Annotated in this window: 14 protein-coding genes and 1 pseudogene; 9 read left to right on the top strand and 6 right to left on the bottom strand. The window is 44.7% G+C overall.

Translation table 11 applies throughout. The annotated features are described in order from the left end of the window. A pseudogene (locus K4A83_RS04595) lies at nt 1–186 on the bottom strand (hypothetical protein); the annotation flags it as partial. A 52-nt stretch (nt 187–238) separates the two neighbouring features. Here K4A83_RS04595 and K4A83_RS04590 point away from each other — a divergent pair. The 4 genes from K4A83_RS04590 to K4A83_RS04575 all read left to right on the top strand — a co-directional run bounded on the left by K4A83_RS04590 (nt 239) and on the right by K4A83_RS04575 (nt 5,329). Further along, entirely contained in the window at nt 239–2,875 is a 2,637-nt protein-coding gene (locus tag K4A83_RS04590) for a TIGR03986 family type III CRISPR-associated RAMP protein (protein WP_265263249.1), read from the top strand. A 52-nt stretch (nt 2,876–2,927) separates the two neighbouring features. Further along, complete coding sequence (locus tag K4A83_RS04585; protein ID WP_265263247.1) at nt 2,928–3,803, top strand: PDDEXK family nuclease; 876 nt, start codon at nt 2,928–2,930, stop codon at nt 3,801–3,803. Nucleotides 3,804–3,906: 103 nt separating this feature from the next. Beyond that, complete coding sequence (locus K4A83_RS04580) at nt 3,907–4,266, top strand: nucleotidyltransferase family protein (protein ID WP_265263246.1); 360 nt, start codon at nt 3,907–3,909, stop codon at nt 4,264–4,266. 115 nt (nt 4,267–4,381) lie between these two features. Beyond that, nucleotides 4,382–5,329, top strand: a complete 948-nt coding sequence (locus tag K4A83_RS04575) for a putative CRISPR-associated protein (RefSeq protein ID WP_265263245.1) — start codon at nt 4,382–4,384, stop codon at nt 5,327–5,329. 187 nt (nt 5,330–5,516) lie between these two features. Here K4A83_RS04575 and K4A83_RS04570 read toward each other — a convergent pair whose 3' ends face one another. From K4A83_RS04570 to K4A83_RS04555, 4 genes are all read right to left on the bottom strand, one after another. After that, complete coding sequence (locus tag K4A83_RS04570; protein WP_265263244.1) at nt 5,517–6,728, bottom strand: 4-hydroxy-3-methylbut-2-enyl diphosphate reductase; 1,212 nt, start codon at nt 6,726–6,728, stop codon at nt 5,517–5,519. Nucleotides 6,729–6,851: 123 nt separating this feature from the next. Beyond that, nucleotides 6,852–7,688, bottom strand: a complete 837-nt coding sequence (locus K4A83_RS04565) for an SGNH/GDSL hydrolase family protein (protein WP_265263243.1) — start codon at nt 7,686–7,688, stop codon at nt 6,852–6,854. A 160-nt stretch (nt 7,689–7,848) separates the two neighbouring features. Continuing rightward, entirely contained in the window at nt 7,849–9,345 is a 1,497-nt protein-coding gene (locus K4A83_RS04560) for an ammonium transporter (protein WP_265263242.1), read from the bottom strand. A gap of 490 nt (nt 9,346–9,835) precedes the next feature. Next, nucleotides 9,836–10,612 carry a sulfite exporter TauE/SafE family protein gene (locus tag K4A83_RS04555; protein ID WP_265263241.1) on the bottom strand — a complete coding sequence of 259 codons (777 nt, stop codon included), beginning with the start codon at nt 10,610–10,612 and terminating at the stop codon, nt 9,836–9,838. Nucleotides 10,613–10,720: 108 nt separating this feature from the next. Between K4A83_RS04555 and K4A83_RS04550 the strand changes: the two genes are divergently transcribed. The 4 genes from K4A83_RS04550 to K4A83_RS04535 all read left to right on the top strand — a co-directional run bounded on the left by K4A83_RS04550 (nt 10,721) and on the right by K4A83_RS04535 (nt 13,628). Next, the gene (locus K4A83_RS04550) at nt 10,721–10,924 is read left to right on the top strand and encodes a DUF751 family protein (RefSeq protein WP_265263239.1); all 204 of its coding nucleotides are present in this window, start codon (nt 10,721–10,723) and stop codon (nt 10,922–10,924) included. A 164-nt stretch (nt 10,925–11,088) separates the two neighbouring features. Next, complete coding sequence (gene rbfA, locus K4A83_RS04545) at nt 11,089–11,502, top strand: 30S ribosome-binding factor RbfA (protein WP_265263238.1); 414 nt, start codon at nt 11,089–11,091, stop codon at nt 11,500–11,502. Beyond that, nucleotides 11,502–13,109, top strand: coding sequence for a glycoside hydrolase family 3 N-terminal domain-containing protein (locus tag K4A83_RS04540; RefSeq protein ID WP_265263237.1), 1,608 nt, complete (start codon nt 11,502–11,504; stop codon nt 13,107–13,109). The genes rbfA and K4A83_RS04540 overlap by 1 nt, the downstream gene beginning before the upstream one ends. Nucleotides 13,110–13,376: 267 nt before the next feature. Then, a complete protein-coding gene (locus K4A83_RS04535) occupies nt 13,377–13,628 on the top strand; it encodes a DUF4327 family protein (RefSeq protein WP_017306850.1) in 252 nt (83 codons plus the stop codon). A 401-nt stretch (nt 13,629–14,029) separates the two neighbouring features. Here K4A83_RS04535 and K4A83_RS04530 read toward each other — a convergent pair whose 3' ends face one another. Next, nucleotides 14,030–14,371 carry a hypothetical protein gene (locus tag K4A83_RS04530; protein ID WP_265263236.1) on the bottom strand — a complete coding sequence of 114 codons (342 nt, stop codon included), beginning with the start codon at nt 14,369–14,371 and terminating at the stop codon, nt 14,030–14,032. Nucleotides 14,372–14,759: 388 nt separating this feature from the next. On the opposite strand from K4A83_RS04530, the gene K4A83_RS04525 reads away from it, so the two are divergent. Next, nucleotides 14,760–15,668 carry a cation diffusion facilitator family transporter gene (locus K4A83_RS04525; protein ID WP_265263235.1) on the top strand — a complete coding sequence of 303 codons (909 nt, stop codon included), beginning with the start codon at nt 14,760–14,762 and terminating at the stop codon, nt 15,666–15,668. Nucleotides 15,669–16,045 lie beyond the last annotated feature (377 nt).

The raw sequence follows: 16,045 nt of genomic DNA, 5'->3' as shown, positions 1-16,045 counted from the left end.
AAATTCAAGCCAAATGGAAACGAATTTAAAGGTATCCAAAACGGGATAGTCATCTTGAGGTAAATGACCGAGGCATTTTTTGACAATTTGAGGGAAGTTGGATAGAATCAAATTATTGATTTTTTTTAAAAAACAAGCTCCTATTTTACCGAAGTAGGAGCTTTTTGTCAATTTTTTTTCTAACATTCAACACTTCTGGTTGTGTAGAAATCTTTTGGAATTTTTTTCAGGAGTCAAAATGAATATTATACAAAGTGGAACATTGAAAATTAAGTCCAAGGCTAATAAAAAAGGAAATGTCACTAAGTCTTTTGAGTTTTTTTATACCAATACTGAAGGACAGTATCGTTCGTTGAAATTTGAAAAAATTCCTCAAGATCAAATTGCTAAAACATTACTTGAAAAAATTGAGCAATCTAGTAACCTTACGTTAACTGTAGAATTTGAGGAAGAAGGCGATCGCATTCTTAAGCTACGAGAACAAGGTCAACCTTGGGATCGAGAAGAAGTTCGGGAGGAACTTTCGCAACGAACTCGACCTCAAGATCAGCCACGACGGGTACAAGGCGATCGCTTCCACAACCCCTATAACTTTGTCCCAGCTTTACCCAGAGATGAGGTAACGGGTGAGTTGGGCGATCGCGCTCCTGTCGGTCACGGTCGTTATTACGAGGATTATTGGTCAGGTCGTATTGCCGTGAAGCTCACCACTGTTACGCCTCTGCTCATTCCCGATGCCGCAGAAATGACGGAAAATAATGATCACAAAACCTATCCGGTGCGATTGGGTGCGGATGGGAAGCCGTATTTACCGCCAACTTCGATTAAAGGGATGCTGCGATCGGCTTATGAAGCAGTGACCAATTCTCGGTTATCGGTGTTTGAAAAAGATCATGAAAATCGGTTGGCTTATCGAATGCCAACAAAGATGGGGTTAGAAATGGTTCCTGCTCGAATTGAAAGTAACACTGATGGTCAAAAAGTTGTCCGCTTATTTCCAGGAACGTCTAATATCGGTTTAAATGGAGAACCACAACCAAATTTAATGTATGCTGCGTGGCTACCTCGATATTATAGAGGCAAAAACTCGCAGGATGCAGTCAAGTATTATGATAGTAAGCTTCTTGAATATACAAATGAACTTCCTAAACATACAAATGAAGTTGAAGTTTGGCTAGAAAAATTTCAGCATTGGCGTTGGGATAAGTCTAGTAAGAAACACATTAAAGACTTTCAATATTGGCGTGTCCGTGAAATAACTTATTCAGGAAAATCATTGGGGAAACAACCAAATAAAACACCTAATGGAAATAAAAAAAATAAATGCTCTTATCATGAATCGTTAGGTGAATTCAAAAAAGGTCATGGTTTTGTATGTGTCACAAATGCTAATATTGATCGAAAGCATGATGAGCGCGTCTTTTTTGGAAGTAGTGATGAATATTTAGTTAATCCCTCTGAGCAAGAGATAAAGGAACTAGAAAGACAGTGGAAGAATCTCATTACTGATTATCAAGAGATTCATAAAGATGAAATTGTTAAACAGCATAAAACTAGCCCACCTGTTCTGAAGAACTCTGTTTGGTCACGTCACATCAAAGGCAATGGATTTACCCTGGCTACTGATGAACGAGATCTAAAGGTTGAGACGCTATGCTATGCTCGTGTCGAGAATAAACATGGCAAGTATAAGATTTTGGGCTTATATCCAGTCATCATTGCAAAAGAACTCTTTCCTCTAGATCCACAGTCTCTATTACCCAAAGAACTTAGACCTGCGACTCAAATGGACGAATTATCTCCAGCAGATCGTGTCTTTGGCTGGGTTCGCCAGAAAGAGGGCGGTGGCCCTGGTGGTGCATATAAGGGAAATCTACGAGTTCATTCTGTCCAATGCCCGGATTTACCGCTAGATCAACTTATAGATAACTTTGGTGATGCGGGCTTCCCTTTGAATATTTTAGGGCAACCAAAGCCACAACAAGCTAAGTTTTATGTTGCTCAAGATCAAGCGGGTAAACCTTTGCCAAAAAATACAGAAAAAAAAGATAGCTATACTCAAGGACAGTCTTTGAGGGGGCGAAAGGTCTATCCCCATCACGCAAATCTTCCATCTAAATATTGGACTGATCCACTTGATGACAGAACCCAGACGAATCAAGATGGGTACTTTCAAGAATATCGCCGTCCTCACAAGCCCAACACAAAATACAACTCTAGGACTAATAAATCAGAACCCATTATTAAAGGTGATGGAACTTTCGACTTAAATCTTGATGAAGAGCAACGCGATGATCAAAATCGATCAATTAAGTCATGGGTGAAAGATGGTATTACGTTCAAGTTTGATATTGATATAACCAACCTTTCCAATATTGAATTGGGCGCACTACTTTGGTTATTAAGTCTTCATTCAGAGCATTATCATCGGCTTGGCGGTGGTAAACCGTTTGGTTTTGGTAGTGTCAGGCTCGATATTAATTGGGATGAAACTGATTTACGCAAGGGAGAGGACTGGCAAAGGTATTACTGTTCTCTTGTGTCAATGCCAAACGCAAATTCTAAAGAAGCTGAAACAACAATTATGAAATTTAAAGAGGTATTCAAACAAGCTTATGGTGATGGTAACAATTTCGATGATATTCCACTAATTCAAGCCTTTTGTCGTTGTGCTAAGGGTTTTGATGATAATTTACCCATTCACTACCCACGAGCAAGACAGCAAGGACAATCTGGAGTAGTACCACCCCATCCAGAAGGCAAGGCTTTTGAGTGGTTTGTCGCAAATGAGCGTACAGGTGGCTCTAAAGTTGCCTTACCCCCTCTCTGGGATGAAAATGAAAAGGGTTTACCCATTCTCAAGTCTACTAAATGAAAGAAAATCTACTCAAACTCTTGCCATCAATAAACTATTGAGGAACAAAAATATGGATAGTAATCATGTAATGATTTGCCTGGTTGGAGAGCAACCTATCCCTAATTTATTAGCAATTCGAGATTATCAAACTCAAAAAGTTCTTTTGGTTTATACTGAAACCACAAAAAAGGCTTATGAAAATCTTTGTACAATTTTGAATTCTTGTCAAATTCATTCACTTGAAGTTTCTCCATATGACATTTTGGATATACAATCTAAAATCAACAAGGAGGTTGATTCTCAATGTTGGAAGTCTACCGATTTAGTTTTTAATTTAACAGGTGGAACCAAGCCAATGTCTCTTGGTGCATTTCGGCTTGCAGAACAATTAAAATCAGAGATTGTTTATCTTCAAAGCGAAAAGAGAAAAAGCATTGTTTACAACTATGCTTTTCATGATGGTGAACTTCGATTACAATCTAACCAAGAATCAAGTAGTTATATTTCAATTGAGGATTACTTAGATGCTCATGGGCTTAAATATACAAAACGTTCTAAGGCAGAAGAATTTGAAGAATTGGTGCATCTAGCCCTTAAATGTGAGGTTTGTCAAATTATGATGAATATTTGTATCGGGGGATCATTAGAGATTGATTTGCTGCTACGGTGCAAAAATCAAATAGGAATAGCAGAGATAAAAACTGGTAAAAAAGCAAAGAAGAAAGAATCTATTGATCAGTTAAGTACAGCAACTCAAAGAGAGTTTTTGGGAACTTATACAAAAAGATTTTTGATTTTAGATCAAGAGCTTGGTTCTGATAACCGTAAGCTTGCTGAAGCGCATCATATCAAAGTAATTGAGTTGTTAGATGATCACTCCAATGGTCTTTCTGAAACAGATAAAGATCATCTAATAAACACTGTTAAAAAAGATTTAGGATGCTAAATACTTATTGAGTGATCGCGCCCGCTATTTACCCTTCATCCGCATGGACTATCTCAATGAGTGATTTAATCAAACAATAGGTGATCAAATCAAGAAACACCCCATGAACATCTCAATTCAAAAAATGCAGCAATATATTGTATCTGCCCAGCAATGGCAACACAAACACAGCATAGCACTCGAAAAACGTCGAATTCATGGTTTAGAAATTGCTCAACAAGCAGCAGCAATGCTCAAAACTGAGTTTAGAGCCTCTCGCATTGTCCTATTTGGCTCATTACTCAGTCCTACATTTCACGAAAACTCTGATATTGATTTAGCGGTTTGGAATCTGCCAGAAAAGAGCTATTTTAAAGCAGTATCGAAGCTTTTGGGTTTGAGTGAATTTGAGATTGATTTAGTAGAAGTACAATCGGCTAGACCAGAAATTTTAGCGGCGATTTTGCAAGGTCAAGAATTATGAGTAAATATAATGTTTTAATCGCTCGACTTAATCAAGAAGTCAATAAAATTAAAGTAGCTGTTAAAACAGCCAGTTCTCAAGCCCAAAAAGCTAATAAATAAAGCACTGTAAAGCTATGCAAACTATCATTATGACTGTAGGCACATCCCTACGCACAAACTCCGATCGCGATCTACCCAATGAGCAAAAACGTCCTTGGGTTACAAACAAAAATAAGTTTGAAGATCAACGCATTTTCAACAGCATTGATCAACCTTTAACGTGGATGAAAACGGCTGAATTAGAACTGATTAGTGCAGAAACTAATACCCTGTGGCGACTTGATCCAGATAAAAATGATCGCATTCTTCTCCTCCACTCGGCTACTCCCTCCGGTCAAGAATGTGCAGAAGTTTTACAAAATTACTTTAAAACCTGCCTCGAACAGAATTATGTTGATATTGAACCGATTCCTGATATTAATTATGAACTGGATGAATCGGGTTCGGCATTAGAACAAATGGCCAGTCTCCTTCGGGAACGGATTCAACAAGCGGATGGAATTGTCACTTTAGCAGCAACGGGGGGATTTAAAGCACAAACGATGGTGATGGGATTGGTGGGAAATGCTTTGGGTGTGCCTGTTTGCTATATTCACGAAGCCTATAAGGCTTTAGTCTATTTACCCTATATTAACACCAGTGGGCAACCGGAAGGACGGGTTCAGCGTAACTATGGCAGCAAACTCCCCGAATCGGGACGATCTCGTAATCCAGTGATTCAAGTGCAAGGGGAAAAACAAGGTCATCATCGTCCAAAAAGTTGGAAAAAAGTTGAGAAAATTCTGCAAGACTTACCTTGGGTTGATTTAGTTCGTTTTGATGCTCAAGCCTTTTCTGCTCCTAAAAATGGGGTTAAAGGTTCACCACGGGATTTAGATGATGGGCGTAAAGTGCTTTGGCTCCATTTGCATGAGAGTGATCAATCTCATATTGCTGTTTCCATTGAAACAACAGGATACACCCCAGAACACCTGAAAGCCGCAGCGACTGAATTGCGGGAACGTCTGGGTCGTATTTTCTAGGGGCGGTGCGATCGCCATTTTCCCTTTACCCCATCGAGTATTTCAACAATTGTCAATTTTTGACCTGTTGAAATAGATGGAATCCCCGTCCGTTTACGGCGGGGCGGATGTCAAACCCCATGAGATCCCAGCAATAATCCCCCACCTCCTAGAGGAGCATGGGGGATTATTCTATCCAGAAATAGGCTTAAACGAGGGCGGGAGTGGCGGATTTAATGGCGAAAATCTTCTCAATCACGGCTTCAACGGCCTTGTCGGGAGTGGAAGCGCCGGATGTTACCCCGACGACTATTTCCCCTTCGGGTAGCCAATTTTCAGTCAGGACTAAATCTTGTCCGAGGGGTTTATGTTCAATAGTATTCCCGGCTTTAATTCGATCGGCACAGTCGATGTGATAAGAGGGAATATTTTTCTCGATGGCAATTTCTTGTAAATGGGTTGTATTCGAGGAATTATATCCCCCAATGACGACCATTAAATCTAAGGGTTCATCCACTAAGCCAAACATGGCATCTTGACGTTCTTGGGTGGCATCGCAAATGGTGTTAAAGCTCATAAAATGCTCGTTTAAGGCGGTGGGGCCATACTTTTTGAGCATGGTTTTTTCAAAGAGTTTGCCGATGGATTCGGTTTCACTTTTGAGCATGGTGGTTTGATTGGCAATGCCAATCTGTTCTAAATCAATGTCAGGATCAAACCCTTCGGAGTAGGCATGGGCAAATTTGGTTAAAAACTCTTGTTTGTCGCCCCCATTCAGGATGTAGTGGCTCACATATTCGGCCTCTTCTAAGTTCAAGACGACTAAATATTTGCCTGCGAAGGAACTGGTGGCTACGGTTTCTTCGTGTTTATATTTGCCGTGAATAATGGAGGTATAGTCGCGTTTTTTGTGCTTTTCTACGGAGTTCCAAACTTTAGCAACCCAAGGGCAAGTAGTATCAACAATGGTGCAACCTTTATCGTTTAAAAGCTGCATTTCTGAGACGCTAGCCCCAAAGGCGGGTAAAATTACTACGTCTCCTGCTTCAACTATGGAGAAGTCTTTAATTCCTTGTTCCACGGGAATAAATCCGACATTCATCTGGCGTAAACGTTCGTTTACTTCGGGATTATGAATAATTTCGTTGGTGATCCAAATACGTTCTGAGGGGAAGTGTTGGCGGGTTTCATAGGCCATTGCAACGGCGCGTTCTACTCCCCAACAAAAGCCAAAGGATTCGGCGAGTCGAATGGTAACATTGCCCCGTTGGAGGGTATAGTTTTGCTGACGTATTTCTTGGATTAAATTACTTTGATATTCGCTGTTTAATAGTCCGGTGACTTCTTCTTGATGTCCAAATCCTTTACGATGATATTTGTCGGATTGGTTTAGGGTTCTTTTAAAGGCTTTAGTATCCATAAATTTGGGTTAAAATGTTCTTACTGTGTGACCGATTTTCTCATTTAATGTGAGAATTTTCAATTGAATGTTTATTGTTTTTATGGATTGTCTCAATGGAAAGGTAATTTTCCCAAGGGAAAGCTAACGTCCGGCGGTTCGTTGATGGGTGACTTGATTAAAAATTTGTAGGGCAGTAGACCAGACTTTGTAACCTTCTCCATTTAAGTGTAAACCGTCGGTGCTGAGTTCTATTTTTAAGTTGCCTTGGGCATCGGCGAAGAGAGGGTAAAGATCGAGGAAGTAAATCTGCTCGTTTTTGGCGATCGCTTCTAATTGACGGTTGAGGTTACGAATGCGCTGGTTCGGGATTTTCAGCAGGCGATCGCGCCCTTCCCAAGTGGCTTGTTCTGCACTGTGGGGTAAAATCGACTGGAGAACGATCCGGCTTCTGGGGTGCGATCGCTTTAAGTGACTCACAATTAAGCGGTGATTGGCTAAAATCGTCTCATCCCCCGTTCCCCGCAAAATGTCATTAATGCCAATCATCACATAAATAACCTGCGGTTGGGTAGTATCTAATAAGTTCAGCCGTCGCAACAACCCCACCGTATTCTCGCCCGAAATTCCCTGATTCAACCAGGTGTAGTTCCCCGGTAGATAGTCCTTAGAAAACCAGAGGGTGATGGAATCCCCCAACAAAATGGCTAAATTTTCCGGTCGTTTGTCTGCAATAACGGCCGCTTCTTGGCCTAATAAGTCTACCCACTGTTGATAATTTAACTTATGTTGTTGACCCACATCTGAGGGAATGGGAGTTTTAGCCAATAGCTGCATCGACGCTCCCGAAAAACTGGCTAAAGCCACCTCTGAGACGGCCCCATCCCGTTGCCAGAGTAAGCCTAACACTAATAACAGCAAGCCATTGGCTGCCAGAGAAAACAACGACAACTGAGAATAGCGCTTAAATTGGGCGGACACAGATTCTCTCCCAGACCATACGGATCACAAAAACGACTGTAAAAAAACTACCTTTTACCGAGATGTTGCATTCTTCTGAACATTCTAAGGCAAAAGGTAGATTGACTTGTAATCTTGAGACAGATATCTAGGGGGGAACTCCCCCCCATCTTGAGCGTGACTACTGTATATCACTACTGCCACTAATGCCCAAGGGACTTCCCCCGGCAAAGGTGTCAGTTTGCGTCACAAAGCCACTGTAGGCTTCCATACCGTGTTCCCCGATATCCAACCCTTTGAACTCTTCCTCTTCGGATACGCGAATCCCCAAGGTGAATTTCAGGGCAAACCAGACAATGCTGGCAAAGAGAACGGTAAAACCGCCAATGCTGACAATGCCTAATAATTGAACCCCAAGATTGGCACTGCCAAACAGACCCACGGCAATGGTTCCCCACATTCCACAAACCAAGTGAACTGAGGTAGCCCCTACGGGGTCATCAATCTTGATTTTGTCGAAGAAGCCGACGGAGAAGACTACCAGCACCCCGGCAATGCCGCCGATAATCACGGCGCTTAAGTAGGACACATCATCACACCCGGCGGTAATGCCCACCAGACCCGCTAAGATGCCGTTGATGACCATGGAAAGGTCAGGTTTGCCATCTTTGGTCCAGGAGGTGATGGTGGCGGTAATGCCCCCGGCGGCGGCGGCTAAGTTGGTTGTAACGGCAATGTAGGCCACGTTGGGGGTGGCGGCTAATTCGGAACCGGGGTTAAAGCCAAACCAGCCAATCCAGAGGATTAAGCAGCCCAAGGTGGCAATACTCATGTTATGGCCGGGGATGGCGTTGATGTTGCCATCTTCGGTATATTTGCCGCGACGAGCGCCGAGGATAGACGCACCCATTAAGGCAGCCCAACCCCCGACGGAGTGAACCACGGTGGACCCGGCGAAGTCATGAAATTCCATGTCAGCTAACCACCCATCGGACCATACCCAGTGTCCCGTGATGGGGTAGGAGATGCCGACGAGGAGGATGCTGAAAATCAGGAAGTCCAAGAATTTCACCCGTTCCGCTACGGCACCGGAAACGATGGTGGCGGCAGTCCCCGCGAAGGCGACTTGAAACAGGAAGGAAACGGAAATGGGTAGACCTTCGGGGAAGGGATCTAACCCATAGGTGGCGGGGTCATCACTGGCGAGGAAAAAGCCTTGTAGACCAATGAAATTGTTTTCCACGGAGCCGTACATGAAGGCAAAACCCACGGCCCAGTAAGCAATGGAGGCGATCGCAAACACGATCAGGTTTTTGGTCAAAATGTTAACGGCGTTTTTCTGACGACAGAATCCGGTTTCCAACATCCCGAATCCGGCATTCATGAAAATCACCAAGATGGCCGAGGCTAGGATGAAGATCACATCTAAGGTGCCTTTCAGATAGGCGGGATCCGTGAGATCCATTTCATCCAAGTCATAGAGGTGTTGAGCAACGGCTACGCCATCCCACAGCACCACTAAAATGGCCACTAAGGGAATACAAGCTAACCAGTAAGGCGAAAACCGATTCAATAACCACTGGACTGACTGGAGATAGTGGTTTTCCCGCAGAAGAGGGGAGGACTCGGATCTCTGCCGAGTCCGTTGTCTGGGTGTTTTGGTTGATTTAGACATCATTGAAGACACTTCTCAAAATTCTGGCACGTTCTGGGAACAGATTTGAACAGAAAGGCGGGTTCAGAGTCACTCCCCGAGGGGAGATTTGTGACACACTGTTCAAGTCCTAATAGGCTTCTAGACCGAAGTTGACGATCACTTAGGAAGGATCGTAATTGACGGACGACAGATTGATTAAACCCCATACTATGGACTCTGAACTTATACAATTAACTGATTTAATATGTCAAAGTTTAGCTCCAAAGTCTAGCCTTATATCGTAATTTCTTGTTCACCTAAAGATTTCGGCTATCTTGAGAGGTTCTCCCAATCTATGCACAAATTCCTCCATTGTCTATCCTTTTGTCTTGTCCTGCTGTATCTTTAAATACAGTTTTCCTCTGATAAAGGAGAATTGACAATTAGGAATTGGGAGTAGGGAATTGGGGGTTGTTTTCTAGAATCATAACCCATGACTTGCGAGAGATTAGTGATGGTTTGTCTTCCCTCCTTAACCGGGATAAATCTGCCAAGCGCGCCAGAAAAAGTATAGGGATAAGAGCGCTAAAAGGGAGCGAAAAGAAAGATCAACCACGTGATCCGGTAGGCGGGGTAAATAACGGGTGCTAATTTGAGCGCCGATGAGTCCCCCAGCCCCTAGGAGTAAGCCCGGAATCCATAGCACATTGCCATAGTAAGCATGACCTAAACAAGCGGAAAAGGTGGTAATGACAATCACTCCTAGGCTAGTTTGAATGGCAATTTTAATCGGTTCTCCTAGTAACAAAATTTGAAAGGGAACCATGATCACACCGCCCCCGATGCCGAATAAGCCCGCTAGGAGTCCGGCGGCGGCTCCTGTGCCTAAACGGGCGAGAAGGGGAGAAATTCGGGGGGAGGTTTTCTGATCGGGGGCTTGTTGAACCAGTTTTTTGCGCAACATGACCAGATAGATATTGAGCCACAGTAGACCACCAAAGGCGGCGAGGAGAAGGTGGGGGGCAATGCGATCGCCAATAAAGACCCCCAGTTGAGCCGTGATTAAAGCCGGCCCTTCTAAAGCTAAGACTCGGCGGAAATCGAGGTACCCCATGCGCCAATTTTGGATACTGCCCGAGGTGGAGGTGCAGAGAATGGCCAGGGTACTCGTAGCCGTAGCCTGTACAGGTTGATAATTTAACGCCACGAGGATGGGAACGAGAATCACGCCCCCCCCAATGCCCAATAATCCGGCTAAAAGTCCTGAGAGCAAGCCCCCCAAAAGCAGAAATAAGCTATATTCCGGCATCTGTTCAAGTTCTCCTGTGTTCCTTCCAATGGTGCATTTGCCCAGGGGCAAGAATGCGATACAATGCCCGAACAGTCCTAGATTAAAACCCTATTTTTTGCTGCCGCCATGAAGGATTTTTGGGAAAACGTCTCGCGCTATCCTCGTTACTTTATCACTTTTACTTTAGGGATCTTTTTCTCCATTTTTGGCTGGTTAAAGCCCTTGTTGAAAAATCCGGTCAGTGCGATCGCCCTTTTAGGCATTGTCCTAGGGGGAGGGGTGTTTGTCCTGCTCACCCTGCGGGGAATGTTAGGACTGGGTGGGGTCTAGGATCTAGAGGCCTCATCCCCTTTTACCGGGGATTGTGTCACACTAGAAACGGGTTACTGTGGCGATCGCATCTTGAACGGCAATAAACCCCCAGTCAGGAGTGAAGAAACAAAGCCCCCTAAACCACGAACCCCAGCATTGATTCTTTCAAGAGGACTAAAATTATGGCTACCAGTCGTCGTGTTTCTCGCGTTTCCTCGCTGATTAAACGCGAAGTTAGCCAGTTATTATTTAATGGCATTAAAGATGACCGTGTAGGAGCAGGCATGGTCAGCGTCACCGATGTAGACGTATCCGGAGACTTACAACACGCCAAGATTTTTGTCAGTATTTACGGCACCGACGAAGCGAGAGCCGAAACTATGGCCGGGTTGAAATCCTCCACCAGTTACGTCCGCCGGGAACTCGGACACCGCATCCGTTTAAGACGCACTCCCGAGGTGATTTTTCTCGAAGATCGTTCCATTGAACGGGGAGATCGGATGTTGAACTTACTCAACCAAATTAACCAAAACCATCCCGAGGACGGGTTTGAGGGGGAATTTGAGACAGAAGATGAATGGGGCGAGGAAGAATAATGCCTCATCCCTCCCTCGTTGAACAAATTGGACAGATGATTGTGGTACGGGCTTCTGGCCATTGGTTTGACCAGCAGATCCGTTACCCCCAATGGGAAGCCACAGCCGCCCAGTTAGAAGATTGGTTAAGCCGTCTCAATGTGGGCGGTGTGATTTTGTTGGGGGGGACGGCGGTCGAGTTGGCTGTGCGATCGCAACAACTTCAAGCCTGGGCGAAAACCCCCCTCCTCTTAGCGGCGGACATTGAGGAAGGGGTCGGCCATCGCTTCCCCGGTGCCACTTGGTTCCCTCCCCCCATGACCCTCAGCGCCATCCCCAACGCCCAGTTAGCCCAAGACTATGCCCGCAAAATGGGTCAAATCACTGCTCAGGAAGCTGTAGCCTTGGGCTTAAATTGGCTGCTCGGCCCCGTGGTGGATGTCAATAATAACCCCGAGAATCCCGTGATTAATGTCCGGGCTTTTGGCTCAACGCGGGAACAAGTGGAAGCCCTGACGACAGCCTTTATTACGGGCTGCCAAGAGTACCCCATTTTAACCACCGCCAAGCACTTCCCCGGTCACGGGGATACAGCGACGGACTCCCATTTAACCTTGCCTGTCCTCCCCCACAGCACCCAACGCTTGGCCGAGTTGGAAATTCCCCCCTTTCAAAAAGCGATCGCGGCCGGAGTCGATACGGTGATGACCGCTCATCTCCTCATTCCCGCCTGGGATGCCGAGTCCCCCGCCACCCTCTCTCAGCCCATCCTAACAGGGCAATTACGGCACAAACTGGGCTTTGAGGGGTTAATTGTCACCGATGCCCTCGTGATGGCTGGTGTAGCCCAATTTGCCGCAGCGGAGGAGGTTTGTATTCGGGCTGTGGAAGCCGGGGCCGATATCCTCCTCATGCCCCCCCATCCAGAAATCGCCCTCGCCGGGATTTTACGAGCCGTGGAAGGGGGGCGCATTGCGGTGAGTCGCATTCAAGAGTCTTGGCAACGCATTCAACGGGCCAAGGAAAAACTCGGGTTATTTTCCTCCCCGAAAAAACAGGAGGCGGGCATTCCCTTAAATTTAAGTGCCGTGGCTACCCCCGAAGCAACGGCAACGGTGGAGGAAATTCTACGGGAGTCTATGCAGTGGGGGGGGAATTTGCCCTATACCGTGCCACCTATTCCCCACGGGGGGCTGAATTTATTGCTAGTAGGCGATCGCTTTAAGTGTCAGGACATCCTAACGGAACAAGCTCCCGCTCTTGCTCGGCCTCGACAATTGGGCTACAGTCCCTACTGCGTTGATCAGGAACTTTTGTCCACCTTTTCTTGTCCCGAACATATCCCCCTAATTTTACAGGTGTTTATTCGAGGCAATCCTTTCCGAGGCCATGCTGGCTTGACCCCGGAATTTGAACATTTATTTAAAAGATTCTTAAGAACCCAGCAAATTAAGGCCCTTGCTATTTACGGTAGTCCATATGTGCTTGATTGGTTTCATCATCATAAGCCCTCTGATCTGCCTTGGGTATTTTCCTATGGTCAGATGCCTATAGCCCAAGGTTTAGCCTGTAACATTTTGTTAAGCTCTAAAGCCTCGCTTGATCAAGACATTCAGGCGTTTATATAATTTCTGTTAATGAGTCAATTCTCAGAAAATTGAGCCAATTACAAACAAACAGGAGAAACCTGGACGCTAAACCTAGAAACTGGTGTGCGCCATTTTAAGCAGATTAAATTGTCGAGACTTACAGCCAGAATGATGAATTTCCAAAGTTTTGTTATTCTTATCTGGGTATCCAATGAATCTGTAACTCTCTATACTGAATAAGAACGAAGATCCCGCTAAGGATTGCTCGGCATTAACACAAAAGCTCGATAGTAGGTAACATCAACTATGACTGTCAACACCTTACCGCTTGTACCACAAACTGCACCCATCCGCTACTCCATTGATTTGCTTCAAGAAGAAGCTCGTCAATTAGTTGATCAGGGATATGTTAGCCGCCAACAGCCAATTTATGTGTTGTGCCAATACATTCCGGCTCGGGAGTGGGTTGGTGTGGAATACGAATTAGAACAGTGTGATTATTTACTGCGCGATCGCATTGGCGATTTAATTGGCGCGGAAAAATGGGAAAACGATTAGCTTAGATTCTAGTTAAGACTCCAGTTAGAATCTTGTAGTTGACTTTAATCTGGCTAGTTCCTTTAAATCTGCATTTTTGACCCATTTTACCTCATAACCAAACTAACGGCTAACCGAATAATCCATGAGTAATGTTTTCTGTTTAAAACAAGGTTACTGCTCAGGTTTTTGATTTAGCGTTTTGATTTGTCATGGCTGGTTTTGATTGTTGTATTTCATTCGAGACTTTAAACCAGAACAGTTAAAAACCCAAAATTTAAAAGGCATTCATTCAATCCCACTTAGAAGACAGAATCTGTTAAACGTTCATGATTTAACTTGTCTTGATGATTTAGCCGGGACACTTGATTTTCTACTCTCGGAATCTCACTCAGCTTATGGGAAGATTAATCTTCTAGCACTTATTGTTCTAGAAACAGATTCACGTCTTCAATTAAGCGGGTGAGTTCTGCTTCTGCGGTCAAACGAATCCGCTCATCTCGGACTGTCACCAACACCTTAGCCGCGAAAGGACTAGGGTAGATATTGGGATTACAGAACAGTTCCAGAAACACATCACCCGTATAGCGATACTCTAGAGAAGGTTGGGGGCTAGGTCTTTGACCCGCGCTTGACCCTTGACTAGCGATCGCCTTTAACCGTTGCACTAACTCAGCCACCTGCCCCTGCAAGTCTTGGGCAGACTCACGAGAGAAGGTAAATGAAACTGAACCTTGGCTTAGGTTAAGGGTGAGAGAGGTCATTATTTAACGGTCATTTTTAACGTAAGTTAACAAAGGGAAAGTAGAAACTTAAGGTGAATATGTAGTTTCCTTAAAGAATTTACCAGACAAGGGGACAGATTGGAAGTTTTTTTTAAAAAAAAGTCAGAGAAACCCCTAAATATTAGTAGGGGCGCAATGCTTGCGCCCTGGGTAAGCAATGCTTGCGCCCTGGGTAAGCAATGCTTGCGCCCTGGGTAAGCAATGCTTGCGCCCTGGGTAAGCAATGCTTGCGCCCTGGGTAAGCTGTTACCGCTTGTTGAGAAGTCCCTTAAAACTTGACCCTCTCCCTAAATCCCTCTCCCAAGGTGGGAGAGGGACGTTAAATGGGGTTTCAGGAGATGTCTACAGATTAACTTATTGTTCAACTATGCTCAAAGACAACCGAAAAACCGTCAATCGGGTTTTAGTAATTACCTTGGTGCTAAATATCATTGTGATGGTGATTAAAGGCGTCGTGGGGATTCTGACCGGTTCCCTGAGCTTACAGGCCGACGCACTGCACAGTGTCACCGATGGGGCGAATAATATATTAGGCTTAGTCGCCACCCGCTTCTCATCCCCTTACCCCGACCGAGATCATCCCTATGGCCATCAAAAATTTGAAGCCGTGGGAGCCTTGGGGATTGCGGCCTTTTTGGGGATTGCCTGCTTTGAGATATTACAGGGAGCCATTGAACGGATTTTACAAGGTCTAACCGATATGGAAATTGGGGCGACCAAACTATGGATTTTGCTGATTGTCTTGGGGATTAATATATTTGTTGCCTTTTATGAGCGGTCAGAGGGGAAACGGGTGGGGAGTCCCATTCTCTTGGCCGACGCGAAACATACCATGGGTGATGTGTGGGTGACGATTACCGTGTTGTTGGGTTTAGTGGGGATTTGGCAGAGTCAGGTCTGGAATCTGCCTCAATTGCAATGGCTGGATGTGGTGTTAGCCTTTCCTGTGGCGCTGTTGGTGTTTAAGAGTGGCTGGGATGTATTAACGGCAAATTTACCTTGGTTAGTGGATGAAATGGCGATCGCACCTGAAGCCATTCATCGCGTTGTCATGGAAGAGTCAGGGGTGATGAACTGTCATGATATTGCCTCCCGAGGATTATTGGGGCGACAAGTGTTTATTGAAATGCACTTAATAGTAGATGCAACCGATGTGAAAACCGCCCATCAAATTACCGAGGCCGTAGAAGCCCGTTTAAAAGCTCGTTTTGACCCCGTGCGTGTGCTGATTCATGTGGAACCCCCCGATTATCAATCGGAACGGATTACATTTTAGGGCAAGTTTTCCACAATTTGGGGGACTTTTCCACAGATTCCTCCGAGTTTTCCACAAAGTTAAGGGGGTTTTAATATTAACGCAATCTTTTCTTAATATTTCATCATCACTCTGTAGGTTGGGTGGAGCGACAGCGCAACCCAACAATTCAGGATAAAATGTTGGGTAAACTTTCAATCAAGAAACCGGGTTTTTGCTAAGATGTAGACCCCAAACGAGCCAATAAAATCAACCCGGTTTCTGGACACGCTAACCCCCCGTTGATTGATTTAAGGCAGAGCGCCACCTAACAATTTAGGAAAATGTTGGGTAAACTTTCAATCAAGAAACCGGGTTTTTGCTAAGATGTAGACCCTAAACGAGCCAATAAAATCAAC

Origin of the sequence: Spirulina subsalsa FACHB-351 (assembly GCF_026130165.1) — a bacterium.
Taxonomy (GTDB): domain Bacteria; phylum Cyanobacteriota; class Cyanobacteriia; order Cyanobacteriales; family Spirulinaceae; genus Spirulina_A; species Spirulina_A subsalsa_A.
Note: the sequence above shows the minus strand (reverse complement) of the source record. Positions and strands in the feature narration are given on the sequence as shown.